This is a genomic window from Hydrogenophaga sp. (assembly GCF_019635465.1).
Lineage (GTDB): Bacteria > Pseudomonadota > Gammaproteobacteria > Burkholderiales > Burkholderiaceae_C > Hydrogenophaga.
In genome coordinates, this window is sequence record NZ_JAHBZK010000018.1 from 1 (window position 1) to 20,569 (window position 20,569).

Annotated in this window: 21 protein-coding genes; 13 read left to right on the forward strand and 8 right to left on the reverse strand. The window is 67.3% G+C overall.

Going from position 1 to position 20,569, the window contains the following annotated elements:
* The 3 genes from KF871_RS15795 to KF871_RS15805 form a co-directional block, all read left to right on the forward strand.
* Positions 1-341 (forward strand): calcium-binding protein (locus tag KF871_RS15795; protein ID WP_291144622.1); only part of this gene is annotated, 341 nt, incomplete at its 5' end.
* Between the two features lie 196 nt (positions 342-537).
* Positions 538-2,898 (forward strand): type I secretion system permease/ATPase, encoded by a 2,361-nt coding sequence (locus KF871_RS15800; RefSeq protein ID WP_291144624.1) that lies wholly within the window; start codon positions 538-540, stop codon positions 2,896-2,898.
* A gap of 8 nt (positions 2,899-2,906) precedes the next feature.
* Positions 2,907-4,334, forward strand: a complete 1,428-nt coding sequence (locus KF871_RS15805) for an HlyD family type I secretion periplasmic adaptor subunit (RefSeq protein ID WP_291144626.1) — start codon at positions 2,907-2,909, stop codon at positions 4,332-4,334.
* 22 nt (positions 4,335-4,356) lie between these two features.
* Here KF871_RS15805 and KF871_RS15810 read toward each other — a convergent pair whose 3' ends face one another.
* The 4 genes from KF871_RS15810 to smpB form a co-directional block, all read right to left on the reverse strand.
* Positions 4,357-5,235 (reverse strand): anti-sigma factor, encoded by an 879-nt coding sequence (locus KF871_RS15810; protein WP_291144629.1) that lies wholly within the window; start codon positions 5,233-5,235, stop codon positions 4,357-4,359.
* 13 nt (positions 5,236-5,248) lie between these two features.
* The gene (locus tag KF871_RS15815) at positions 5,249-5,803 is read right to left on the reverse strand and encodes an RNA polymerase sigma factor (protein ID WP_291144633.1); all 555 of its coding nucleotides are present in this window, start codon (positions 5,801-5,803) and stop codon (positions 5,249-5,251) included.
* A 36-nt stretch (positions 5,804-5,839) separates the two neighbouring features.
* Complete coding sequence (locus KF871_RS15820; RefSeq protein ID WP_291144638.1) at positions 5,840-6,217, reverse strand: hypothetical protein; 378 nt, start codon at positions 6,215-6,217, stop codon at positions 5,840-5,842.
* Positions 6,218-6,317: 100 nt separating this feature from the next.
* Entirely contained in the window at positions 6,318-6,806 is a 489-nt protein-coding gene (gene smpB, locus KF871_RS15825) for an SsrA-binding protein SmpB (protein WP_291144641.1), read from the reverse strand.
* A 99-nt stretch (positions 6,807-6,905) separates the two neighbouring features.
* Here smpB and KF871_RS15830 point away from each other — a divergent pair, with 99 nt between their 5' ends.
* A complete protein-coding gene (locus tag KF871_RS15830; protein WP_291144644.1) occupies positions 6,906-7,352 on the forward strand; it encodes a type II toxin-antitoxin system RatA family toxin in 447 nt (148 codons plus the stop codon).
* A 2-nt stretch (positions 7,353-7,354) separates the two neighbouring features.
* A complete protein-coding gene (locus KF871_RS15835) occupies positions 7,355-7,678 on the forward strand; it encodes an RnfH family protein (RefSeq protein ID WP_291144647.1) in 324 nt (107 codons plus the stop codon).
* 38 nt (positions 7,679-7,716) lie between these two features.
* Here the strand turns inward: KF871_RS15835 and KF871_RS15840 are convergent, their stop codons facing one another.
* Positions 7,717-8,247, reverse strand: a complete 531-nt coding sequence (locus KF871_RS15840) for a DUF4124 domain-containing protein (protein ID WP_291144649.1) — start codon at positions 8,245-8,247, stop codon at positions 7,717-7,719.
* A gap of 139 nt (positions 8,248-8,386) precedes the next feature.
* On the opposite strand from KF871_RS15840, the gene guaB reads away from it, so the two are divergent.
* The 3 genes from guaB (at position 8,387) to KF871_RS15855 (ending at position 12,721) form a co-directional block, all read left to right on the forward strand.
* Entirely contained in the window at positions 8,387-9,856 is a 1,470-nt protein-coding gene (guaB, locus tag KF871_RS15845; protein WP_291144652.1) for an IMP dehydrogenase, read from the forward strand.
* A gap of 68 nt (positions 9,857-9,924) precedes the next feature.
* Positions 9,925-11,541: a glutamine-hydrolyzing GMP synthase gene (guaA, locus tag KF871_RS15850; protein ID WP_291144655.1), complete on the forward strand. Its 1,617-nt coding sequence runs from the start codon at positions 9,925-9,927 to the stop codon at positions 11,539-11,541.
* Between the two features lie 139 nt (positions 11,542-11,680).
* The gene (locus KF871_RS15855; RefSeq protein WP_291144658.1) at positions 11,681-12,721 is read left to right on the forward strand and encodes an endonuclease/exonuclease/phosphatase family protein; all 1,041 of its coding nucleotides are present in this window, start codon (positions 11,681-11,683) and stop codon (positions 12,719-12,721) included.
* Between the two features lie 18 nt (positions 12,722-12,739).
* Here KF871_RS15855 and KF871_RS15860 read toward each other — a convergent pair whose 3' ends face one another.
* On the reverse strand, positions 12,740-13,519 hold the full coding sequence (locus tag KF871_RS15860; RefSeq protein WP_291144660.1) for a class I SAM-dependent methyltransferase: 780 nt from the start codon (positions 13,517-13,519) through the stop codon (positions 12,740-12,742).
* A gap of 175 nt (positions 13,520-13,694) precedes the next feature.
* On the opposite strand from KF871_RS15860, the gene KF871_RS15865 reads away from it, so the two are divergent.
* Together KF871_RS15865 and KF871_RS15870 are read left to right on the forward strand one after the other, a co-directional pair.
* Positions 13,695-14,321, forward strand: coding sequence for an FMN-binding negative transcriptional regulator (locus KF871_RS15865; protein ID WP_291144662.1), 627 nt, complete (start codon positions 13,695-13,697; stop codon positions 14,319-14,321).
* Positions 14,318-15,019, forward strand: coding sequence for a GDSL-type esterase/lipase family protein (locus KF871_RS15870; RefSeq protein WP_291144664.1), 702 nt, complete (start codon positions 14,318-14,320; stop codon positions 15,017-15,019). Before KF871_RS15865 ends, KF871_RS15870 begins: the two co-directional genes overlap by 4 nt.
* 197 nt (positions 15,020-15,216) lie before the next feature.
* Here KF871_RS15870 and opgC read toward each other — a convergent pair whose 3' ends face one another.
* Positions 15,217-16,401 (reverse strand): OpgC domain-containing protein, encoded by a 1,185-nt coding sequence (opgC, locus tag KF871_RS15875; RefSeq protein WP_291144666.1) that lies wholly within the window; start codon positions 16,399-16,401, stop codon positions 15,217-15,219.
* A gap of 90 nt (positions 16,402-16,491) precedes the next feature.
* On the opposite strand from opgC, the gene tadA reads away from it, so the two are divergent.
* Both tadA and KF871_RS15885 read left to right on the forward strand, forming a co-directional pair.
* The gene (gene tadA, locus KF871_RS15880) at positions 16,492-17,868 is read left to right on the forward strand and encodes a tRNA adenosine(34) deaminase TadA (RefSeq protein ID WP_291144668.1); all 1,377 of its coding nucleotides are present in this window, start codon (positions 16,492-16,494) and stop codon (positions 17,866-17,868) included.
* Between the two features lie 2 nt (positions 17,869-17,870).
* Entirely contained in the window at positions 17,871-18,815 is a 945-nt protein-coding gene (locus KF871_RS15885) for an LD-carboxypeptidase (protein ID WP_291144670.1), read from the forward strand.
* A 33-nt stretch (positions 18,816-18,848) separates the two neighbouring features.
* Here the strand turns inward: KF871_RS15885 and KF871_RS15890 are convergent, their stop codons facing one another.
* Positions 18,849-19,184, reverse strand: coding sequence for a hypothetical protein (locus KF871_RS15890; protein ID WP_291144673.1), 336 nt, complete (start codon positions 19,182-19,184; stop codon positions 18,849-18,851).
* Between the two features lie 304 nt (positions 19,185-19,488).
* On the opposite strand from KF871_RS15890, the gene KF871_RS15895 reads away from it, so the two are divergent.
* Complete coding sequence (locus tag KF871_RS15895) at positions 19,489-20,433, forward strand: adenylate/guanylate cyclase domain-containing protein (RefSeq protein WP_291144676.1); 945 nt, start codon at positions 19,489-19,491, stop codon at positions 20,431-20,433.
* Positions 20,434-20,569 lie beyond the last annotated feature (136 nt).

Below are 20,569 nucleotides of genomic sequence, written 5' to 3' on the forward strand. Positions count from 1 at the left end.
CCATCTACGAGAGCTACGACTACTACAACCAGGCCACCGACGTGCTGCGCTTTGGCGAGGGCATCAACGACGAAGGCGTCTGGTTCAGCCGATCTGGAAACCAGTTGGTGGTCCAGCTGATGAATGAGGGGGGGCAGGTCACCATCAACAACTGGTACGGGGCCAACGCAACTCGCATTGAAGTGTTCGAACTCTCCGACGGCCAGAAGCTGCTTTCCGCCCAGGTCGACTCCCTGGTGCAGGCTATGGCGGCCTTCGCGCCACCGGCCCCGGGGCAGACGTCGCTCACGCCGGAGCAGCAGTCGGCGCTGGTGCCGGTGATTGCGGCGGCGTGGAACTGAGTCGTTAGGTACGGCCAGGCCGAAATTCAGCCGACCACCAGGGCGTTCTTGCGCGACGTGGTGGTCGGTTGACGTGGCCTGTCAGTGGCCTGCGGCAGACGCGGGCCTCACCGGCGATGCGCGTGAGGTCGCGCTCTTCGGGCCGACACCCGACGCATCGAATGAATCAGGGAGCAAACAAGTGACACAAGCAGCGATGTCGGGCTGGCCGCCGCAGGGTGGGCGCGGTCAAGCGGCGACGGTGCAGGGGGGCCTGCCTGGCCCGGGCGAGGCGATGGCCCGCGCGGGGCGTCAGCGGGTTGAGAACGACACCGGTGTGGCCTGTCTGGTGATGATGGCGCGGCTGCATGGGGTGGCGGCCGACCCCGACCAGATTGCGCACGAGTTCGCGGGGGACGGCGGGCTGCTCGATGTGCAAGGCCTGTTGCTGGCGGCCCGCAAGTTGGGCCTGGTGGCCAAGCGCGTGCGGGTGAACCCGGCGCGTTTGGGCAAGACGCCATTGCCGGCGATTGCCATCGGGCAGCGACGCGGGGCGCGCAACGGCGGTACGGATGCCAACGGCCCACAGGCCGGCGACAACCCGTCCAAGGGCGTGCTGACCACCGGCTCATCGCCCACCAACACGCCATCGACTGAAACCGCTTCAACTGATGCGCCAACGACTGGCACACCTCCCACCGACGACTTCTTCATCCTGGCCCGCATCGACGACGGCCGCGCCCTGGTGCAGTCGCCGCGCGTGGGCCGGCCAGAGTCGCTCAGCCTGGACATGCTGGCGGGGCAGTGGTCGGGCGAGCTGATCCTCTTCACCTCGCGTACGTCGCTGGCGGGTGAGCTGTCCAAGTTCGACTTCAGTTGGTTCATTCCCGCGGTGGTGAAGTACCGGCGCTTGCTGCTGGAGGTGCTGGGCGTGAGCCTGGCCTTGCAGTTGTTCGCGCTCATCACGCCCTTGTTCTTTCAGGTGGTGATGGACAAGGTGCTGGTGCACCGGGGCTACACCACGCTGGACGTGATCGCCATTGCGTTTGCGGTGGTGGTGGTGTTCGAAGTGACGCTGACGGCGCTGCGCAGCTATGTGTTTGCGCACACCACCAGCCGCATCGACGTGGAGTTGGGTGCGCGTTTGTTCCGGCACCTGCTGGGGTTGCCGCTGGCCTATTTTCAGGCGCGGCGGGTGGGCGATTCGGTGGCGCGGGTGCGCGAGCTGGAGAACATTCGCGCCTTTCTCACCGGCAATGCGCTCACCGTGGTGCTCGACCTGTTGTTCTCGGTGGTGTTCCTGGCGGTGATGGCGTACTACAGCGGTTGGCTCACGCTCATTGTGCTGGGCTCGCTGCCGTGCTACGCGGTGCTCACCGGCGTGTTCACGCCCATGCTGCGCGCGCGTCTGCACGAGAAGTTCAACCGCGGCGCCGAGAACCAGGCATTTCTGGTGGAGACCATCAGCGGCATCGACACCGTCAAGGCCATGGCGGTGGAGCCGCAGTGGACGCGCCGCTGGGACAGCCAGCTCGCGGGCTATGTGTCGGCCAGCTTCAAGACGGCGACCATCGGCACGCTGGCCAACGGTGGGGTGACGCTGGTGTCCAAGGCGGTGACGGTGCTCACGCTGTACTTCGGCGCGCGCTTCGTCATCGAGGGCGACCTGTCGGTGGGGCAGCTGATCGCCTTCAACATGCTGGCGGGGCAGGTGGCCCAGCCGGTGATGCGCCTGGCCAACCTCTGGACGGACTTTCAGCAGACCGGCATTTCGGTGCAGCGCCTGGGCGACATCCTCAACGCTCGCACCGAGGTTGCCGGCCAGAAGGCCGCGTTGCCACCGCTGCAGGGGCGGGTGCAGTTCGAGGGCGTGCACTTTCGCTACCGGGCCGATGGGCCCGAGGTGCTGCGCGACCTGACGCTGGACGTCGCACCGGGCGAGGTGATCGGTGTGGTGGGGCGATCCGGCTCGGGCAAGAGCACCCTGACCAAGCTGGTGCAGCGCATGTATGTGCCCGAGCGTGGCCGCGTGCTGGTGGACGGGGTGGACCTGGCGGTGGCAGACGCCGGCTCGCTGCGCCGGCAGGTGGGTGTGGTGCTGCAGGAGAACGTGCTGTTTGCGCGCACCGTTCGCGAGAACATTGCCCTGGCCGACCCCGGGGCACCGCTGGAGGCGGTGATGCATGCGGCCCGCCTGGCCGGCGCACACGAGTTCATTACCGAACTGCCCGAGGGCTACGACACCCTGGTGGGCGAGCACGGGGCGTCGCTATCGGGCGGGCAGCGCCAGCGGGTGGCGATTGCGCGTGCGCTGATGACCAACCCGCGCATCCTGATCCTGGACGAAGCCACCAGCGCGCTCGACTACGAGAGCGAGCGCATCGTGCAGCAGAACATGCGCCGCATCGCGCAGGGGCGCACGGTGATCATCGTGGCGCACCGCCTGAGCGCGGTGCGCGAGGCCCACCGCATTCTGGTGATGGAGCGCGGCCAGATCGTCGAAGCCGGCCCGCACGCCGAATTGGTGCAACGCCAGGACGGGCGCTACGCGGCGCTGTGGCGCCTGCAGCAGGGTTGAGGGCAGCCATGAAACTGCGATTGATATGGCAGGCCTGGGGTGACCTGTTCGCCCGGCACCGCGCGGTCTGGCGCCACGCCTGGGCCCAGCGCGCCGACATGGCGCCCCCGGTGCGCGAACCGCACGAAGCGGCGTTTCTGCCCGCTGCGCTGGCCCTGCAGGACACACCGGTCTCGCCGGCGCCCCGCGTCGCCATGGGGCTGATCGTGGCCTTTTTGCTGTTGGCGCTGCTGTGGGCCACTGTCGGGCACATCGACGTGGTGGCGGTGGGGCAAGGCAAGGTGGTGCCCAGCGACCGCACCAAGACTCTGCAACCCCTGGAAGCCGCCACCGTGCAGGCCATCCATGTGCGCGACGGGCAGTTTGTGCGCGCGGGCGACTTGCTGATCGAGCTCGACCCCACCACCTCGCAGGCCGACAGCCAGCGTGTCGAGGTCGAGGCGGTGGCGGCGACCCTGCAGCTCGCGCGCGGCCAGGCCCTGTTGAAAGCCCTGGCCAGTGGCGACCCACCCACCTTGCCACCCACCCCCGATGTGCCGGTGGACCGGCGCCAGGAAGCGTCGCGCCAGCTTGACGGGCAATGGGCCGAAGTCGCGACGCAGCGCGCGCGCCTGGCCGCCGACGTGACGCGGCGCGAGGCGGAAGGCCGCGCCACGCAGGCGCAGGTGCGCAAGCTGGAGCAGATCCTACCCATCGCCACGCAGCGCGCGCAGGACTACCGGCGCCTGGTGGACCAGGCCTTCGTGTCGCAGCACGGCTACCTGGAACAGGAGCAATCGCGCATCGAAATGGAGGCCGACCTCGCCGCCCAGCGCAACCGGCTGCAGGAGATCGAGGCCTCGCTGCGCGAGGTGCAGGCGCAGCAGCGCGCACTGACGGCCGAGACGCGCCGCGCCACCTTGGACAGCATCGAGCAGGCGCGCCAGCGACTAGAGGCCCTGGCGCAGGAGCGCATCAAGGCCGGTGTGCGCGGGCGCCTGACCCGCCTGGTGGCACCGGTGGACGGCACCGTGCAGCAGCTCGCCGTGTTCACCGAAGGCGGCGTGGTGACGCCCGCACAGCCGCTGCTGGTCATCGTGCCGGCGGACCAGCCGCTCGAAGTGGAGGCCTTCTTTGAGAACAAGGACATCGGCTTCCTGCACCAGGGCCAGGACGCCGAGGTGAAGGTCGAGACCTTCCAGTTCACCAAGTACGGCACCTTGCACGCCGAGCTGGCCAGCGTGTCGCACGACGCCATCAGTGACGAACAGCGTGGCCTGATTTACGCCAGCCGCGTGCGCATGGCCAGCACCGAATTGGACGTGGACGGCGCGCGCGTGCGCCTGTCGCCGGGCATGGCGGTGACGGTGGAGGTCAAGACCGGGCGGCGGCGGGTGATCGAGTACTTCCTGGCACCGCTGCTGCAGCACAGCCAGGAGAGCCTGCGCGAGCGCTGAGCTGGTCGGCGACCGCCGGCGTTCAGAGCTGGCGATACACCGCGTCGGCCAAGGCCATCAGGCCCGCGCGATCGAGCGGGCCACTGAGCGCGTAGCCAAAGCCCTGGTCCACCCAGTAAAAGCCGGGCACCGGGCCGGCGTCGGTAAAGCGAAAGGCGCTCTCGGCCGACGGGGTGGCGCCTTGCGCTGGCGCGGTGGCGATGTCACCGGCTTGCACGGCACCCAGGTACAGCGTGACCCGAACGCCCTGGGGGTTCTGGTACATGAACTGCGCGCGCGCGCCTTGCTCGCCTGGCAGCAACCGGCCGCCGACCAGCACATAGCCCAGGGCCTGCAGGTCGGGCACCTTCAGCGCACGGCCGGTGCGCTTGGACAACCATTGCACCAGGTGGGCTTCGTCGCTGGCGCCGACTTCCACGGGGTGGCGCTGCTCCGGGCTGTAGACGGCGTGAGCCACTGCAGCCTCGTGTGCAAAGCGGGTGAGGGTGGGCTGGGCAGTCGACATGGCGATCGTTGCATGGCCATTCGGTCGCGCGCCAGCCACCGGGTCCGAGCCGGCGGCGGGCCAGGTGCCGCGCCCGAGCCAGCCAGCGCCAAAGGCCAGCACCACACCAGCGGCCATGCCGCCCCAGCGCCACCACTGTTGCTGCCGTGCCTGCACATTGCCGGCCAGATCGGCGGCCGCCAGCATGGCCGGCGGCACCGGTTCTTGCAGAACAGCGCGGTGCAGGTCTCGCAACGCGTCGCGTTGAGCGCGCCCTTGCCTCACGCGCGCTTGCGCGTCGGTGTCGACGTGCAGGCGTGCGCGCAGGGCCGCCAGGTCAGGGTGGCCGGCAGGCTCGTCGATGAGGGCCTGAATGTCGGCGTCGCTCAGGGGCGTGGTGTCGCGGGATGGGTCCATGGCGTGCGCGGCGCTATTTCAGCCGCCTCAGGTTCTGGTGGGTGGGAAAGCCCGACGATGCGTGCCCGGTATCCGCTGGCGGTGCGGTGGCGGGTGCATCCATCAAGACTTGCAGCCGGGAGCGGGCGCGGGACAGGCGCGACATGACGGTACCGATCGGCACGCCGGTGATGCTGGCGACCTGCTGGTAACTCAGGTCTTCCAGGCTCACCAACAACAGCACCTCGCGTTGGTCGGGCGGCAGCAGCAGCAAGCAGCGTTGCAGGTCGATCGCCTGGTCTTGTGCCGAGGGTGGCGCGGTGAGATCCGCGGCCGCATCGTCGATGTCCACCCGCACCAGGCCCGCATCCCGGCGCAGGTTCTGGCGAACACCGCTGACGTAGAGGTTGTGCATCACGGTGAACAGCCAGGCCCGCAGATCCGAGCCGACGGTCCACAGACGCCACTTGCTGCAGGCGCGCTCCAGGGTGTCCTGCACCAGATCGTCGGCGGCCCATGCATCACCAGTCAGGGCGCGTGCGTAGCGCCGCAAGCCGGGGATGTGGGCAACCAGCGCTTGGGAGTGCATGGGGTGGCGTCGCTGCAAGTGGGTGGTCGGCGGGCGTCAGGGTTTGACGATGTGCCAGACGTTGTTGAAGCCGTCGCCGGTCTTGTCGCCGGGCTTGGCGTCCTTGATCCAGTAGTAGAGCGGCTTGCCCTTGAAGGCCCACTGCTTGCTGCCGTCGTCGCGGGTGATGACGCTGTAGTCGCCCGAGGCGCTGTCGCCGGCGGCGGCCATCAGCGGTGGCCAGTTGGTGGCGCAGGGGCCGTTGCACACCGATTTGCCGCTGCCAGCGCTGTCTCGGTCAAAGGTGTAGAGCGTCATTTGGTTGGGGCCGACCAGCATGCCGTCGGCGACCTTGGCTGGGGCAGCGGACGCATACATCGAGGCGCAACCGCCGAGCAGTGCGGCGCCGAGCGCCAGAGGCATCAGGAATTTCATGGGCGTTCTCCGGAGTGTGGGGGACAGGTGGTTTGCAGACAGTCTCTGCAACCGGATGAACGCCAGGGGCAGGAGTGTTATTCCACCCGCCCAGAAAAATTTACCGGTTGCGCGACTTCAGGGCACGCTCCACCTCGCGCTTGCCCTCGCGGTCCTTGATGGTGTCGCGCTTGTCGTGCTCGCCCTTGCCCTTGGCCAGCGCAATCTCGCATTTCACATGGCCACCCTTCCAGTGCAGGTTCAGCGGCACCAGGGTGAAGCCCTTTTGCTCGACCTTGCCGATCAGGCGACGGATCTGGTCCTTGTGCAGCAACAGCTTCTTGGTGCGAGCCGACTCGGCCGTCACGTGGGTGCTGGTGGTGCGCAGCGGGTTGATCTGGCAGCCGATGAGGAAGATTTCGCCCTCACGAATGACGACGTAGCCATCGGTGAGCTGTGCCTTGCCTTCGCGCAGCGCCTTCACCTCCCAGCCCTGCAGCACCATGCCCGCCTCGAAGCGCTCCTCGATGGCGTAGTTGAACAGCGCCTTTTTGTTGTCGGCAATGCGGCTGTCGGTCGCAGCGGGCTTGGATTTCTGGGAGGTGGCCATGGGAATGTAATTGCGGCCGGATGGCCCCGGTTGCAAGCCCACCTAGAATCGAGCGAGCCTTGCAGGGCCCCGCGGGCTGGCGCGAGGACCGGCGATTGTATGAAAACGATTCACAAGTCTGTCTTGCTCTGGCACAGCGCGCACGAGATGTTCGCGCTGGTGACCGATGTGCAGCACTACCCCCAGTTCCTGCCCTGGTGCGACAAGGGCGAGGTGCTTGAGCAGACCGGGGACGGCATGGTCGCTCGCGTGGGCATGGCCATTGGTGGTCTGCAGCAAAGCTTCACCACCCGCAACCGCCACGTGGCCGACCGCGAAGTGCACCTCGAACTGGTGGATGGCCCTTTCTCCAACCTGGACGGCCACTGGATGTTCACCCCGCTCGGCGACGGCTCTCAGCGCGCATGCAAGGTCGAGTTCACCCTGCGCTATGGCTTCAGCAGTTCGGCCTTGTCTGCCGTGGTCGGGCCGGTGTTCGACCGCATTGCCGGCAACCTGGTGGACGCGTTCGTCAAGCGCGCCGATCAGGTGTACGGGGCGGGGTGAGCATGCGCGTTACCCTGGTTCACGCCAGTGCCCCGCGGGAGGTGCACGAAACCACCGTCGAGCTGGCAGTAGGCACCACGGCGAGTGAGGCCATCGAAGCTGCGGGCTGGCATACCAAGTTTCCGCAATGGGCGACGCTGTCGCTGGCGGTCTGGGGGCGTCGGTGTGAGGCCGATCAGGTGATGCGCGAAGGGGATCGGCTGGAACTGCTCAGGTCCTTGCGTGTGGACCCGAAGGTGGCGCGGCGCGAACGGTTCGTGGGGCAAGGCGCGAGAAGTGCCGGCCTGTTTGCTCAGCGGCGACCCAACTCCAAGGCCGGCTACTGACCCAGGGCGGGCGTGTGAGGCCTGCCGCCAGTGGCGATTCAGCAGTCGCTGCGGATGATGGCGGCCAGTCGCTGCGATTCGGCGGCGCGGGCCTTGTCGTCGATGAACTCGCGTTCGCCCTTGGCATTGGTCGTGGCCATGCGGGCACCGGAGTCAATGGTGGTCTTGGCTTGCCGCGCGCGCGCGCAGTTGTCGGCGCGCAGGCGCGCAATGCGCTCGGCCTCTGCCTTCTTCTTTGCCTCTTCTTCGGCCTCGGCCTGCTTCTTCTTAGCCTCGAGCTCTTTGTCCACCGTGGGCGCCTGGGGCGCGGCCGGCGCAGCGGCGGCGGGGCTGTTGGCGGCTGCCTGTGCCGGTTCGGCGGGCGCCGCAACGGGGGAAACCACCAGCCCCGGGCGCTTGAGGATGTTCTTCTCGGGCACGCTGGCGGGCGGTGCGGTGTCGCTGAACACCTTGCGGCCGCTGCCGTCGATCCACTGCCACTGGGCCCAGCCAGCGACCCAGGTCAGCGACAACGCGCCCACGACGGTGGCGCGCGCAGCAATGCGAAGGAGCGGAGCGGAGGTAGGCATGCGCGCAGTGTAGTCGGGGGTTGAGGACCGATGCACAGGGCAAGCCGTCTGGACGACCCCCAGCCCACGAACGGCATCGGCGGCACGCCAAAAGGTCATCGGGCCCGCGAGTACAATGCCGTTTTTGGAGATATCCCACATGCGCCTCCTCGGCAACGCGCTCACGTTCGACGACGTTTTGCTGGTGCCCGCGTACTCCCAGGTCCTGCCCAAGGACACTTCGCTGGCCACCCGTTTCTCCCGCAACATCCAGCTCAATCTGCCCTTGGTGTCCGCCGCGATGGACACCGTCACCGAAGCCCGACTGGCGATCGCCATCGCGCAAGAGGGCGGCATGGGCATCGTCCACAAGAACCTTACGGCGGCCGAGCAAGCTGCCCACGTGGCCAAGGTCAAGCGCTACGAGAGCGGCGTGCTGCGCGACCCGGTGGTCATCGGCCCCGCCACCACAGTCCGCCAGGTGATGAAGCTCTCGGACGACCTGGGTGTCTCGGGCTTCCCGGTGGTGGATGCCGGCAAGGTGGTCGGCATCGTCACCGGGCGCGATCTGCGCTTCGAGACCCGCTACGACCTGCCGGTGCGCGAGATCATGACGCCTCGCGAGCGCCTGATCACCGTACCCGAAGGCACCACGCCCGACGCCGCCAAGGCACTGCTCAACAAGCACAAGCTCGAACGCCTGCTGGTGGTCAACGAGGCCTTTGAGCTCAAGGGCCTGATCACCGTCAAGGACATCACCAAACAGCTCAACTTCCCCAACGCCGCGCGCGACGCGGCCGGCCGCCTGCGCGTGGGTGCGGCGGTGGGCGTGGGTGAAGGCACCGAAGAGCGCGTCGAGGCGCTGGTGAAGGCCGGTGTCGACGCCATCGTGGTGGACACCGCGCACGGGCACAGCAGGGGCGTGATCGAGCGCGTGCGCTGGGTCAAGCAGAACTACCCGCAGGTGGACGTGGTGGGCGGCAACATCGCCACCGGTGCCGCCGCCCTGGCGCTGGCCGAGGCTGGCGCCGATGCGGTCAAGGTCGGCATCGGCCCGGGCTCCATCTGCACCACCCGCATCGTGGCCGGCGTGGGCGTGCCGCAGATCATGGCGGTCGACAGTGTGGCCACCGCCTTGCGCGGCAGCGGCATTCCGCTGATCGCCGACGGCGGCATCCGCTACAGCGGCGACATCGCCAAGGCCATCGCAGCCGGTGCCAGCAGCGTGATGATGGGCGGCATGTTCGCCGGCACCGAAGAGGCGCCGGGCGAGGTCATTCTCTACCAGGGCCGCAGCTACAAGAGCTACCGCGGCATGGGCTCCATCGGCGCGATGCAGCAAGGCAGTGCCGACCGCTACTTCCAGGAAAGCAGCACGGGCAATCCCAATGCCGACAAGCTGGTGCCCGAAGGCATCGAAGGCCGCGTGCCCTACAAGGGCTCGGTCGTCGCCATCATCTTCCAGCTCGCCGGCGGCGTACGCGCCAGCATGGGTTACTGCGGCTGCGGCACCATCGACGAGATGAAAGAGCGCGCCGAGTTCGTGCAGATCACAGCCGCCGGCATGCGCGAGAGCCACGTGCACGACGTGCAGATCACCAAGGAAGCCCCCAACTACCGGGCGGACTGACCCCCTCCGCTCCGCAGGCCGTCCCCCGCGACGGCCTTTTTCATTCCAGACCGTCCCGCCTCACGAACATGCAGCACGACAAGATCCTCATCCTCGATTTCGGCTCCCAGGTCACCCAGCTCATTGCGCGTCGCATCCGCGAAGCGCACGTGTACTGCGAGGTGCACCCCTGCGATGTCAGCAGCGAATGGGTGCGTGAATTCGCCGCGGACGGGCGACTGAAGGGGGTGGTGCTGTCGGGCAGCCATGCCAGCGTGTACGAGGTCGACGACAAGGCGCCCGATGCGGTCTACGAACTGGGCGTGCCGGTGCTGGGCATCTGCTACGGCATGCAGACCATGGCGCAGCAGCTGGGTGGCAAGGTCGAGGGCTCGCACACCCGCGAGTTCGGCTATGCCGAGGTGCGGGCACGTGGCCACACGGCGCTGCTCAAGGACATTGCCGACTTTCACACCCCCGAAGGCCACGGCATGCTCAAGGTCTGGATGAGCCATGGTGACAAGGTCACCGAGCTGCCGCCGGGCTTCAAGCTCATGGCCAGCACCGACTCCTGCCCCATCGCCGGCATGGCCGACGAAAGCCGGCATTTCTACGCGGTGCAGTTCCACCCCGAGGTCACTCACACGGTGCAGGGCCGCGCGCTGCTCGAGCGCTTTGTGCTGCAGATTTGCGCGACCAACCCGGACTGGGTGATGCGCGACCACATCGCCGAAGCCGTCGAGAAGATTCGCGAACAGGTGGGCGATGAGGAGGTGATCCTGGGCCTGTCGGGCGGTGTCGATTCGTCCGTGGCCGCCGCGCTGATCCACCGCGCCATCGGCGACCAGCTCACCTGTGTGTTTGTGGACCATGGCCTGTTGCGCCTCAACGAAGGCGACATGGTGATGGACATGTTTGCCGGCCAGTTGCACGCCAAGGTGGTGCGCGTGGACGCCGCGGATTTGTTCCTCGGCGAACTCGCTGGCGTGGCCGATCCCGAGCAGAAACGCAAGATCATCGGACGTCTGTTCGTGGACGTCTTCAAGGCCGAAGCCGCCAAACTAACCTCAAGTGGTGCTTCAACAAAAGGCGCCAAGTGGTTGGCACAAGGGACAATTTATCCCGATGTCATTGAATCGGGCGGCGCCAAGAGCAAGAAGGCCGTCACGATCAAGAGCCACCACAACGTGGGCGGTCTACCCGAGCAGCTCGGCCTCAAACTGCTGGAGCCGCTGCGCGATCTGTTCAAGGACGAGGTGCGCGAACTGGGCGTGGCGCTCGGCCTGCCGCACGACATGGTGTACCGCCACCCCTTCCCCGGACCGGGCCTGGGCGTGCGCATCCTGGGCGAGGTGAAGAAGGACTACGCCGACCTGCTGCGCCGGGCCGACGCCATCTTCATCGAAGAGCTGCGCTCCACCATCGAGCCCAACAGCGGCAAGAGCTGGTACGACCTGACCAGCCAGGCCTTCACCGTGTTCCTGCCGGTCAAGAGCGTGGGCGTGATGGGCGATGGTCGCACCTACGACTACGTGGTGGCACTGCGTGCGGTGCAGACCAGCGACTTCATGACCGCCGACTGGGCGGAGCTGCCTTACAGCCTGCTCAAGCGCGTGTCGAGCCGGATCATCAACGAGGTGCGCGGCATCAACCGCGTGACCTACGACGTCAGCTCCAAGCCGCCGGCGACGATCGAGTGGGAGTGAGTCTCCCGGCGGTTCAGGCAGCCCGGCGCCATCCATCGCGCAGGCGCCAGCGCTGCGCCTGCCCGCCCTAGACTCGGCGCGCGCCGGGTGACTGAGCGGGGTGGCGGGCCACCGAGCGGCCCGGCGTTCAGGGGGACACATGCCTTACTACGCCGGTCTCAAGCGGATCAAGGACCGCGCCACGCGCATGCGCACCGTGGCCGGATTGCAGCGACTGCGCGCGGCGCTCACTGCCCAGGTGCCTGCGCGCACGGCCACCGACACCCTGTTGCTGGCCACCTGGAACATCCGGGAGTTCGACTCCGGCAAGTACGGCTACCGAGGCGAAGAGGCCTACTTCTACATCGCCGAGATCCTGAGCCGCTTTGATCTGGTGGCCATCCAGGAGGTGCGCGACGGCCTGTACCCGCTGCAGACGCTGGTGCGGCTGCTGGGCAGCGACTGGGACTACCTGGTGACCGACGTCACGCTGGGCACCGCGGGCAACTCGGAGCGCATGGCCTACCTGTTCGATCGCCGCAAGGTGAGCTTTACCGGGCTGGCCGCCGAGCTGGTGCTGCCACGAACCGGCGCCAACGGTGCCGAGCCGGTGCAGATGGCCAGGTCGCCGTACCTCGCGGGCTTTCGCGCCGGCTGGGCGTATCTCACGCTGGCCACCGTGCACATCTATTACGGCAAAGGCGTGGCGGTCGACCCGCGGCGCCTGGCCGAGATCACCGCGTTCGGCAAGACGCTGGCGCGCTATGCCGGGCGCTTCTCCAGCGCGCCGCAGTACGAGCCCGACACCCCGCCCGCCGCGGGCAACCTGATTGCCCTGGGCGACTTCAACATCTTTGCGCGCGGCGACGTCACGCTCAAGGCCATGACCGATGCGGGCTTTGTGGTGCCCGAGGCGCTGCAGAAGGTGCCCGGCTCCAACGTCGACAAGAACAAGCACTACGACCAGATCGCCTACTACCGCGCCTTGTCGCACCTGCACCCCACCGGGCGGGCAGGGGTCTTTGATTGCTTCGAGCACGTATACCGGCTGGCGGACGAGGCCGACTACGCCAGGGAGCGCGCGAGCAAGCCCGGGCGCAGCTTCAAGGACTGGCGCACCTATCGCCTGAGCGATCACCTGCCGATGTGGATCGAATTCGGCATTGACGACGCCGACGAGTACCTGGCGTCACTGTCCTGAGGCGCACGCCCGGGCTGCTCAGCAAAAGCTGAGGTTGGCCCGGTGGTGGCCGTTGACCACCCGCGCAGCGCCCAGCAGCTGGGGCGGCAGCTCGACAAAGGGCACGTCGGAATTGGCGAGCGCGGTGTCGATGGCTTCGATCATGTAGGAGCCCTTGCGCACCAGGACCACATCCGAGAAGTCGGTGTTGGTCATGGCCACCGGCACGAAGTCGCTGCGTTTGAGGAAGTTGACCAGCGCTTCGAGCACACCGAGGTTCTGCATGGCGCCCTTGCGGCTGTAGCAACAGTCGTTGAGCATCATCACGCCGTCGGGGCGCACCAGGTCCTGCCAGGTCAACAGGTCGCGCAGCACGTATTCGTACTGGTGACTGGCGTCCACATAGAGCAGGTCGAGCCCGCGCCCGGCGATGCGCTGGCGCACGTCTTCGTAGGCGCTGTGGGAATCCTTGCGCACAATCTGCACGTTGGGCTGGTCGACGAACTTGTCGATGCAGTTCTGGTACAGGCGCTCCCAGGTGGCCGGGTCGTCCAACGGGCCGCCGTAGTAATAGGCAAAAGTCTCTGGTGGCGACACCCAGGCAGGCAGGGTCTCGAAAGGCGAATAGGCCTTCTGCGAATCGGCGCTCCAGCTGTCCACCAGCATGAGTGACTCGGGCGCAAAGGTTTGCTGCATGCGCAGGGCGTTCTCGCCCTTGAGCACGCCGAGTTCGGCGATGGCGGGTTCGCGCTCAAAGGCGTTGAACACGGCCGCCAGGACCTGGTACAGACCTTCGCGTGGGGTGACGCAGACTTTCATGGGCGATTCCAGACAGGGGGGTGGAGACTGGACAGTACGGGCAACCGTGGTCGCCCAGTCCCCGGAATAGCCCGCAGCGAGCGCCCCAGTCTCTGCGATCGGCCCACGCGCGCACCGGCTTGATCGCTTGTGAAACAATCCAGCGCGCCATCTGGCATGCACGCGGTGATGCACCATGTACCTCCCTCCGCAGTTCCAGGCCAAAGACCCGGCCATCGCCCCCGCGCTGATGCGCCAGCACCCGTTTGCGCAGCTGATCACCACCGACGACGACGGTTTTCCTTTTGTGACGCCACTGCCGCTGCACCTGATCGAAGAGGGCGAGCAACTGGTGCTGCTGGGGCACGTTGCGCGACCCAACCCACAAGCGGCCCATCTGCGGGCACGCCCGAATGCGCTGGTGGTGTTCCAGGGCCCGCACGCGTACATGACGCCGCGCGTCTACCCGGATCTGGCCCGGGTGCCGACCTGGAGCTACCTCATGGTGCAGGCCCGGGTGGCGGCCACCTTCATCGACAGCTTCGAGGACAAGGACCGCCTGCTCAAGCACCTGATCCACGACCACGACCCGGCCTACGCCGCGCAGTGGCGCGCACTGCCCGAGGACTTCCAGCACAAGCTGATGCAGGGCATTCACGCCTTCGAACTGCGTGTGACGTCGCTGCAGTGCAAGGTCAAGCTCAATCAACACCGGCCCGAGTCGCACGCGGCGATGCTTGCCGCCTACGAGCAAGGCAACCCCGATGAGCGCGCGCTGGCCGGCTGGATGCGCCGCCTGAACCTGACGGGCGCTGCGCCATGAAGCGTCGCCACCTGTTGGTGGCAGCGGTCGGCTTGCCCTGGAGGGTGCGCGCTCAGCTGGCGGAGTCGTCGGTAGGGGCATCCAGTGCTTCACCGGCGGCCTGGGGGCGCTGGCGCGCGGAGATTGGCGCCTTGCTCGCGGCCGATGAGCGCCAGGCGCCGGCCCTTGGGGGCGTGGTGTTCGTGGGCAGCTCGACCATCCGCCTCTGGCGCGGCCTGACGCACGATTTTGACGCCTGGGCACCCCATGTGCTGCGCCGCGGTCTGGGTGGTTCGCGCTTGAGCGAATGGCCCGAACTGGTGCCCTGGCTGGTCACCCGGTATGTGCCCCGGCAGGTGGTGGTGTACGCCGGCGAGAACGACATCGCCGACGGCGCATCACCCCACGAGGTGCTGGCGGCCTATGTGCGCTTTGTTCAGGCTGTGTGGCTGGAGCGGCCCGACACGCCGATCGCCTTCGTGTCGATCAAGCCCAGTCCGTCGCGTCTGGCCCACCTGAGCGCCGTGCGCGAGGCCAACCTGCTGATCCAGACCTGGACCCTGGCCCAGGACGGCCTGGACTACATCGACGTGCACACGCCCATGCTGGACGTGGACGGTCAACCCCGGGCCGAGCTCTTCGTGCGCGACCGCCTGCACCTCAGCGCCGAGGGCTATGCGCTGTGGCGGCAGGTGATATCAGCGCACCTGAAGCCCTAGGGCCTGTTCACACTATTCTTCCAAGATGCGTTGCGGATCCAAAAGGCCGTGCGCAAGGCGCGAGACGCAGACGGGCCGGTGGCCCGGCGAGGCTTCGCAACGCGGCGCATGGCCTTTCTGGCCGCAACCCGGAGGGAACGGGGTGAACACAGCGCCAATCGTCGTTGCACTCCTGGGCCAGGCGGCCAGCCTGGCCGTCATCCCGCGCCTAGATTGGCGCTGTGTTCACCCCGTTCGCCCTTGGAAGAATAGTGTGAACAGGCCCTAGTCCACCGAACCAGAGCGCCGCCTTGGTCGCGCCATTGCGCCACCAGGGCCACGCCGAACAGACCTGCGAACGTGGCCGCCAGCAGCACGGCGTCGGTCGTCCAGGGGCGCAGCACCTCCACCGAGCCGAAGAAGGCCAGCGTGAACAGCGCAATGACCACGTGCGCACAGAACACCGGCAGCGACTGGCGGCCCAGCAGTTCCAATGGCAGCGGGCGCGGCAGCACGCGCCACCATGGGGCGCTCGCCAGCAACACCGTCACCATGGCCGCCAGGTTGAGCAGCCGCAGCGGCCCCAGTGACCATTTGTCAAACAGCGACGCCACGGCTGCGATACCGGGCATCGGGTCCTGACCCACCCTGTGGCGCCAGACCAGACCGGTCAGCACGATCGCCAGCGCCGGCAGCCACAGCCAGGCGCGCACCACTGGCCAGGGCCCGCGGCGCGCGCCCAGCCACAGACCGACCACCCACAGGCCCTGCCAGGCAAACAGGTGAAAAGCGCCCATGTCCTTGTACGGCAGCGGCCAGCCGAGCGACTGCGCGCCCGCGTGCAGCCAGGCACCCAGGCCCCACTGTTCGGCCAGCCACAACAACAAGCTCACGCAGAGCACGCCGCGCCACCCGTGCCGCAGGGCGCGGGCGATCACCCAGGGCGAGACCAGCATGAGCACGATGTACAGCGGCAGCACATCCAGCAGCGGCGGGTTGTAGAGCAGGGCGTACGCTGCCGGCACCGCAACGGTGGGGTCGATGAAGAAGTATTCGAGCAGCCCGGTGACACCGCCCTGATGCCGCACCACGCCCAGCCACGCAATGAGCGTGAGCGCCAGGGTGAGCAGTGCCGCGTGGCACAGGTACAGGGTGGCGGCCCGCCGCCACAGGCCCGGGCGCAACACCGCCAGGCCCTGGCGTTCGGCGCGCGCACTGTAGACGCGTCCCGCCAGCACGGCGGAGATCAGCACAAAACCCTCTGCCGCCGACACAAAGCCGAACGGCTGGCTCAACACCGGCGAAAAGCCGGTGGGCATGTGCGTGAGGGTCATCAGCACCAGCATGAGGCCGCGCAAGGCGTCGAGCTCCCATTGCCGGGCGCTGCGCTGGGCAGGCTGCATGGTGGGGTGAAAACTCAGGGAAAACCAGAACAACCGCGGATCATGCCAGAGCGCGCGGGTGCCGTGGGGTCGCTCACCTACACTCGCCGCATGCCTGTGCCAGATGACGCCGCCTTCATGCGCCTTGCGCTCGCCCAGGCGCAGGCCGCAGCGGCGGCGGGTGAGGTGCCGGTGGGGGCGGTGGTGGTCAGGGCGGGCGAGGTGATCGGCACCGGGCGCAACGCACCCATCGGCGCACACGACCCCACTGCGCATGCCGAGGTGCAGGCTTTGCGCGCCGCGGCCACGGCCCTGGGCAACTACCGACTCGACGGCTGCACCGTGTACGTCACGCTGGAGCCCTGCGCCATGTGCAGCGGCGCCATGCTGCACGCGCGGGTGGCGCGCGTGGTCTATGGTGCCAGCGACCCCAAGACTGGCGCGGCCGGCTCGGTGCTCGATTTGTTTGGTGAGCGGCGCCTGAACCACCAGACGGTGGTTCAGGGCGGTGTACTGGCCGACGCGTGTGGCGAATTGCTGCGCGGGTTTTTTCAGGAGCGACGCATGAACGGCAACCCCCATCCCCTGCGAGACGACGCCTTGCGCACACCCGATGCGGCCTTTGAAGGCCTGCCGGGCTACCCCTGGGCCCCCAACTACCTGAGCGATCTGCCCGCCCTGGGCGGGTTGCGCATGCACTACCTCGATGAAGGCCCACGCGACGCACCGCGCACCTGGCTCTGCCTGCACGGCAACCCGGCCTGGAGCTACCTGTACCGCCTCATGATCCCGGTGTTTCTGGCCGCGGGCGACCGCGTGGTGGCGCCCGACCTGATCGGCTTCGGCAAGAGCGACAAACCCAAGAAGGACGGCGCGCATACTTTCACCTGGCACCGCCAGGTGTTGCTTGAGTTCGTGGAACGCCTGGACCTGAACAAGGTGGTGATGGCGGTGCAGGACTGGGGTGGACTGCTGGGCCTGACGCTGCCCATGGCCGCCCCGCAGCGCTACCGCGGCCTGTTGGTGATGAACACCGCATTGGGCACGGGCGACGTGCCGTTGTCGCCCGGCTTCCTGGCCTGGCGCGAGATGTGCGCGGCCAAACCGGACTTCGACGTCGCGCGCCTGTTTGGCCGCGGCAACCCTCAGATGAGCGAGGGCGAGTGCGCCGCCTACAGCGCCCCATTTCCCGACCGCGGGCACCGCGCCGCCTTGCGCGCCTTCCCGCCCATGGTGCCCGAGCACCCCGACAGCGATGGGGCGGCCATCAGCCGCGAGGCGCGCGCCTTCTGGCAGGAGCGCTGGCAGGGCCAAAGCCTGATGGCCATCGGCGCGCAGGACCCGGTGCTGGGCGAGCCCGTGATGCGTGCGTTGAGCAAGCTCATCCGGGGCTGCCCCGAACCCATCTTGCTGCCGCAGGCCGGCCACTTCGTGCAAGAGCACGGCCGCCCGATCGCCGAGGCTGCGGTGGGGCATTTTTCGCGTTGACCATGAGCCACATATACATCTACTCCCCCTCCAGCGCCGTGCGCGACAAGGCCGCGTTTCGCCGCGGCATCAAGGCATTGCGGGCCCGTGGCCACGAGGTCGAGATCGACGAAGCCGCCCTGAGCAGCCACCTGCGTTTTGCCGGGGACGACGCCACCCGCATCGCCGCCATCGGGCGTGCGGCGGGCAGCGGCGCGGACGTGGCTTTGATCTCCCGTGGCGGCTACGGCCTCACGCGCATCCTGCCGGGGCTGCCGTACAAGGCCATCGCCAAGGCCATTGGCAAGGGAACGCGCTTTGTGGGCCTGAGTGACTTCACCGCACTGCAGCTGGCCCTGCTGGCCAGGACGGGCGCCACCACCTGGGCCGGGCCCGCGCTGGGCGAAGACTTCGGTGCCGAAACCGGCCCCGACGAGATCATGCAGGCCTGCTTCGACGACCTGGTTGACGGCGTGGCCGAAGGCACGGGCTGGACCCTGCCGGCCGCTGATGCGAAGGCGCACGCGGCCAAGCCCAGGCGGCACATCCACGACGCCGTGCTGTGGGGCGGCAATCTCAGCGTGCTGTGCGCGATGGTGGGCACACCTTACCTGCCGGCCGTCGAGGGCGGGGTGCTGTTTCTGGAGGACGTGGGCGAGCACCCGTATCGCCTGGAGCGCCAGCTCTCCCAGATGTTGCTCAGCGGCGTGATCGCGAAGCAGAAAGCCGTGTTGCTGGGTGCCTTCAACCGCTTCAAGCCTGTGCCGGGCCACGATCGCGGTTTCGGCCTGAAATCCGTGGTCGACTGGCTGCGGTCTCAGACCAAAACTCCGATCTACACCGGGCTGCCCTTTGGCCATGTACCGACCAAGGTGCTGTTGCCCGTGGGGCGGCATGTGGAGTTGCTGGTGGAGGGCCGCAACGCCCTGATGGTCTGGGGTCACGACCACCACCACGCGCACGACTGACAGGTGGGTGCATCGCACCCTGCTTGGCGACGCTCAGATGCGGCGAATGCGCGAGGCGTCGATCAGCGACTTGGGCACCAGACCCTGAAACGTCGGCGAGAGGCTTTGCACGCGGTGCACGGCCAGGGCCTCGCCGTGGATCTGACTGAGCACCGCCACCAGCTCCGCTCGGGCGTACCAGAGGCTGTGCGCGTCGTGCATGAACTTCAGTCGGCGCTTGAGCGCCGGGTTCATACGTGCGCCTTCGTCACCCAGCACATCCAGCATGGCGCGACGCACCGGCTCGAGGGCGTCTTCCTCGTCGGCACGCGCATGCGGCCCGATCAGGGCCGAAATGCTGTTGCGGAGACTGGGTTTGAACCAGCGCATGGTGGATGCTGCTTGTCAAGTGATGAAACACGAAGGAAGGGCAGGATACGTTCTGGTGCATGACGATGCAATGACGCAACCCCCGATACACGAAAAAACAACATGCAAATCATGTGCTTAGTGCTCATGCTTGAGATGAAACCTTAGAAACGTAATACCTTTGCACTCGCGCACTGTTGTGTGCACGCACCGCTTGAGCGCCACCCGCGGCCGCGTGTCGTTACAGCTTGCCGCCCGAAAGCCGATGAGACAGGCCTCAAAGATCACCGTGCTCTAATCGCTTCGCCCCGGCCCGAGCGACCCCATGCCCGACCTCACGATTGCCTTCGTCGACCTCACTGGCAGCACCTCGGTTTTCGAGACGCTGGGGAACGACCGCGCCACCAAGGCGGTGACCAAGCTCACCCAATGGATCGGCTCGCGCGGTCAGGCCCATGGCGGCACGGTGGTCAAGATGCTGGGCGACGGCGTGCTGATGTCCTTTGCCGACAACAAGGCAAGCGTGGACGCCATGATCCAGATCCAGCAAGAGCACGCCAAGCGGGTGCAGCAATGGCCTCCGCACCTGAAGCTCCTGATGCAGATCGGCCTGGCCCGTGGCCCGGTGGTGTGGGTCGACGGCGACTGCTTTGGCGACGCGGTCAACATGGCCTCGCGGCTGAGCGACATGGCCGGGCCGGAGCAGATTTTTGCCAGTGACACGGTGATCCACCAGGTCGAGCCACGTGCCGGTGTGCGCAGCCGCAGCCTGGGGCAGATGCGCATCAAGGGCAAAGTCGATCCGTGCGAGGTGTTTCGCATTGAGTGGCAGCTCGACATGCAGTCCGAGTTCCTCACCATGCCGGCCGACCTGCATGCCATCACGCCCAAGGAAGACTCCGATTTCGCCGGCATCGAACTGGCCTGGCTGGACGCCACCCGCACCTTCACGTCGGGTGACCTGCCGGTGCGCATCGGGCGTGTGCCCGAGGTGGGCTTCGTGGTGTCTGACCCGCGTGTCTCGCGCGTGCACGCCAAGATTGAACTTCGCGCGGGCAACTATGTGCTCGAGGACGTGAGCAGCTATGGCACCTGGGTGCGGTTTGGCGGCGGCGACTCGGTCGTGGCCCTGCGACGCCAGGAGGTGGTGCTGCACAGCGACGGTGAGATCGCGCTCGGTGCCCCGTTCAGCGATTTCAGCGCGCCCACCGTCAGCTTCAAGCTGGTAGACGGCAGCATGGTGCTGGGGCGCAATTCAAGCAACGCTTGAGCGTCGTCGCAGTGCGCTGAGCGCGCTGTCTGCCCAGTAATTCGCCTGGCAATGCGCCTGGCCAATACGCCCTGAAATACGCCCTGAAATACGCCCTGAAATACGCCCTGAAATACGTCCGGTGATACGCCGGGTG

Excerpts from the sequence above, each read along its gene's own strand:
- KF871_RS15800 (WP_291144624.1), top strand. The coding sequence starts at position 538 with ATGTCGGGCTGGCCGCCGCAGGGTGGGCGCGGTCAAGCGGCGACGGTG.
- KF871_RS15805 (WP_291144626.1), top strand. The coding sequence starts at position 2,907 with ATGAAACTGCGATTGATATGGCAGGCCTGGGGTGACCTGTTCGCCCGG.
- KF871_RS15810 (WP_291144629.1), bottom strand. The coding sequence starts at position 5,235 with ATGGACCCATCCCGCGACACCACGCCCCTGAGCGACGCCGACATTCAG.
- KF871_RS15815 (WP_291144633.1), bottom strand. The coding sequence starts at position 5,803 with ATGCACTCCCAAGCGCTGGTTGCCCACATCCCCGGCTTGCGGCGCTAC.
- KF871_RS15820 (WP_291144638.1), bottom strand. The coding sequence starts at position 6,217 with ATGAAATTCCTGATGCCTCTGGCGCTCGGCGCCGCACTGCTCGGCGGT.
- smpB (WP_291144641.1), bottom strand. The coding sequence starts at position 6,806 with ATGGCCACCTCCCAGAAATCCAAGCCCGCTGCGACCGACAGCCGCATT.
- KF871_RS15830 (WP_291144644.1), top strand. The coding sequence starts at position 6,906 with ATGAAAACGATTCACAAGTCTGTCTTGCTCTGGCACAGCGCGCACGAG.
- KF871_RS15835 (WP_291144647.1), top strand. The coding sequence starts at position 7,355 with ATGCGCGTTACCCTGGTTCACGCCAGTGCCCCGCGGGAGGTGCACGAA.
- KF871_RS15840 (WP_291144649.1), bottom strand. The coding sequence starts at position 8,247 with ATGCCTACCTCCGCTCCGCTCCTTCGCATTGCTGCGCGCGCCACCGTC.
- guaB (WP_291144652.1), top strand. The coding sequence starts at position 8,387 with ATGCGCCTCCTCGGCAACGCGCTCACGTTCGACGACGTTTTGCTGGTG.
- guaA (WP_291144655.1), top strand. The coding sequence starts at position 9,925 with ATGCAGCACGACAAGATCCTCATCCTCGATTTCGGCTCCCAGGTCACC.
- KF871_RS15855 (WP_291144658.1), top strand. The coding sequence starts at position 11,681 with ATGCCTTACTACGCCGGTCTCAAGCGGATCAAGGACCGCGCCACGCGC.
- KF871_RS15860 (WP_291144660.1), bottom strand. The coding sequence starts at position 13,519 with ATGAAAGTCTGCGTCACCCCACGCGAAGGTCTGTACCAGGTCCTGGCG.
- KF871_RS15865 (WP_291144662.1), top strand. The coding sequence starts at position 13,695 with ATGTACCTCCCTCCGCAGTTCCAGGCCAAAGACCCGGCCATCGCCCCC.
- KF871_RS15870 (WP_291144664.1), top strand. The coding sequence starts at position 14,318 with ATGAAGCGTCGCCACCTGTTGGTGGCAGCGGTCGGCTTGCCCTGGAGG.
- opgC (WP_291144666.1), bottom strand. The coding sequence starts at position 16,401 with ATGCAGCCTGCCCAGCGCAGCGCCCGGCAATGGGAGCTCGACGCCTTG.
- tadA (WP_291144668.1), top strand. The coding sequence starts at position 16,492 with ATGCCTGTGCCAGATGACGCCGCCTTCATGCGCCTTGCGCTCGCCCAG.
- KF871_RS15885 (WP_291144670.1), top strand. The coding sequence starts at position 17,871 with ATGAGCCACATATACATCTACTCCCCCTCCAGCGCCGTGCGCGACAAG.
- KF871_RS15890 (WP_291144673.1), bottom strand. The coding sequence starts at position 19,184 with ATGCGCTGGTTCAAACCCAGTCTCCGCAACAGCATTTCGGCCCTGATC.
- KF871_RS15895 (WP_291144676.1), top strand. The coding sequence starts at position 19,489 with ATGCCCGACCTCACGATTGCCTTCGTCGACCTCACTGGCAGCACCTCG.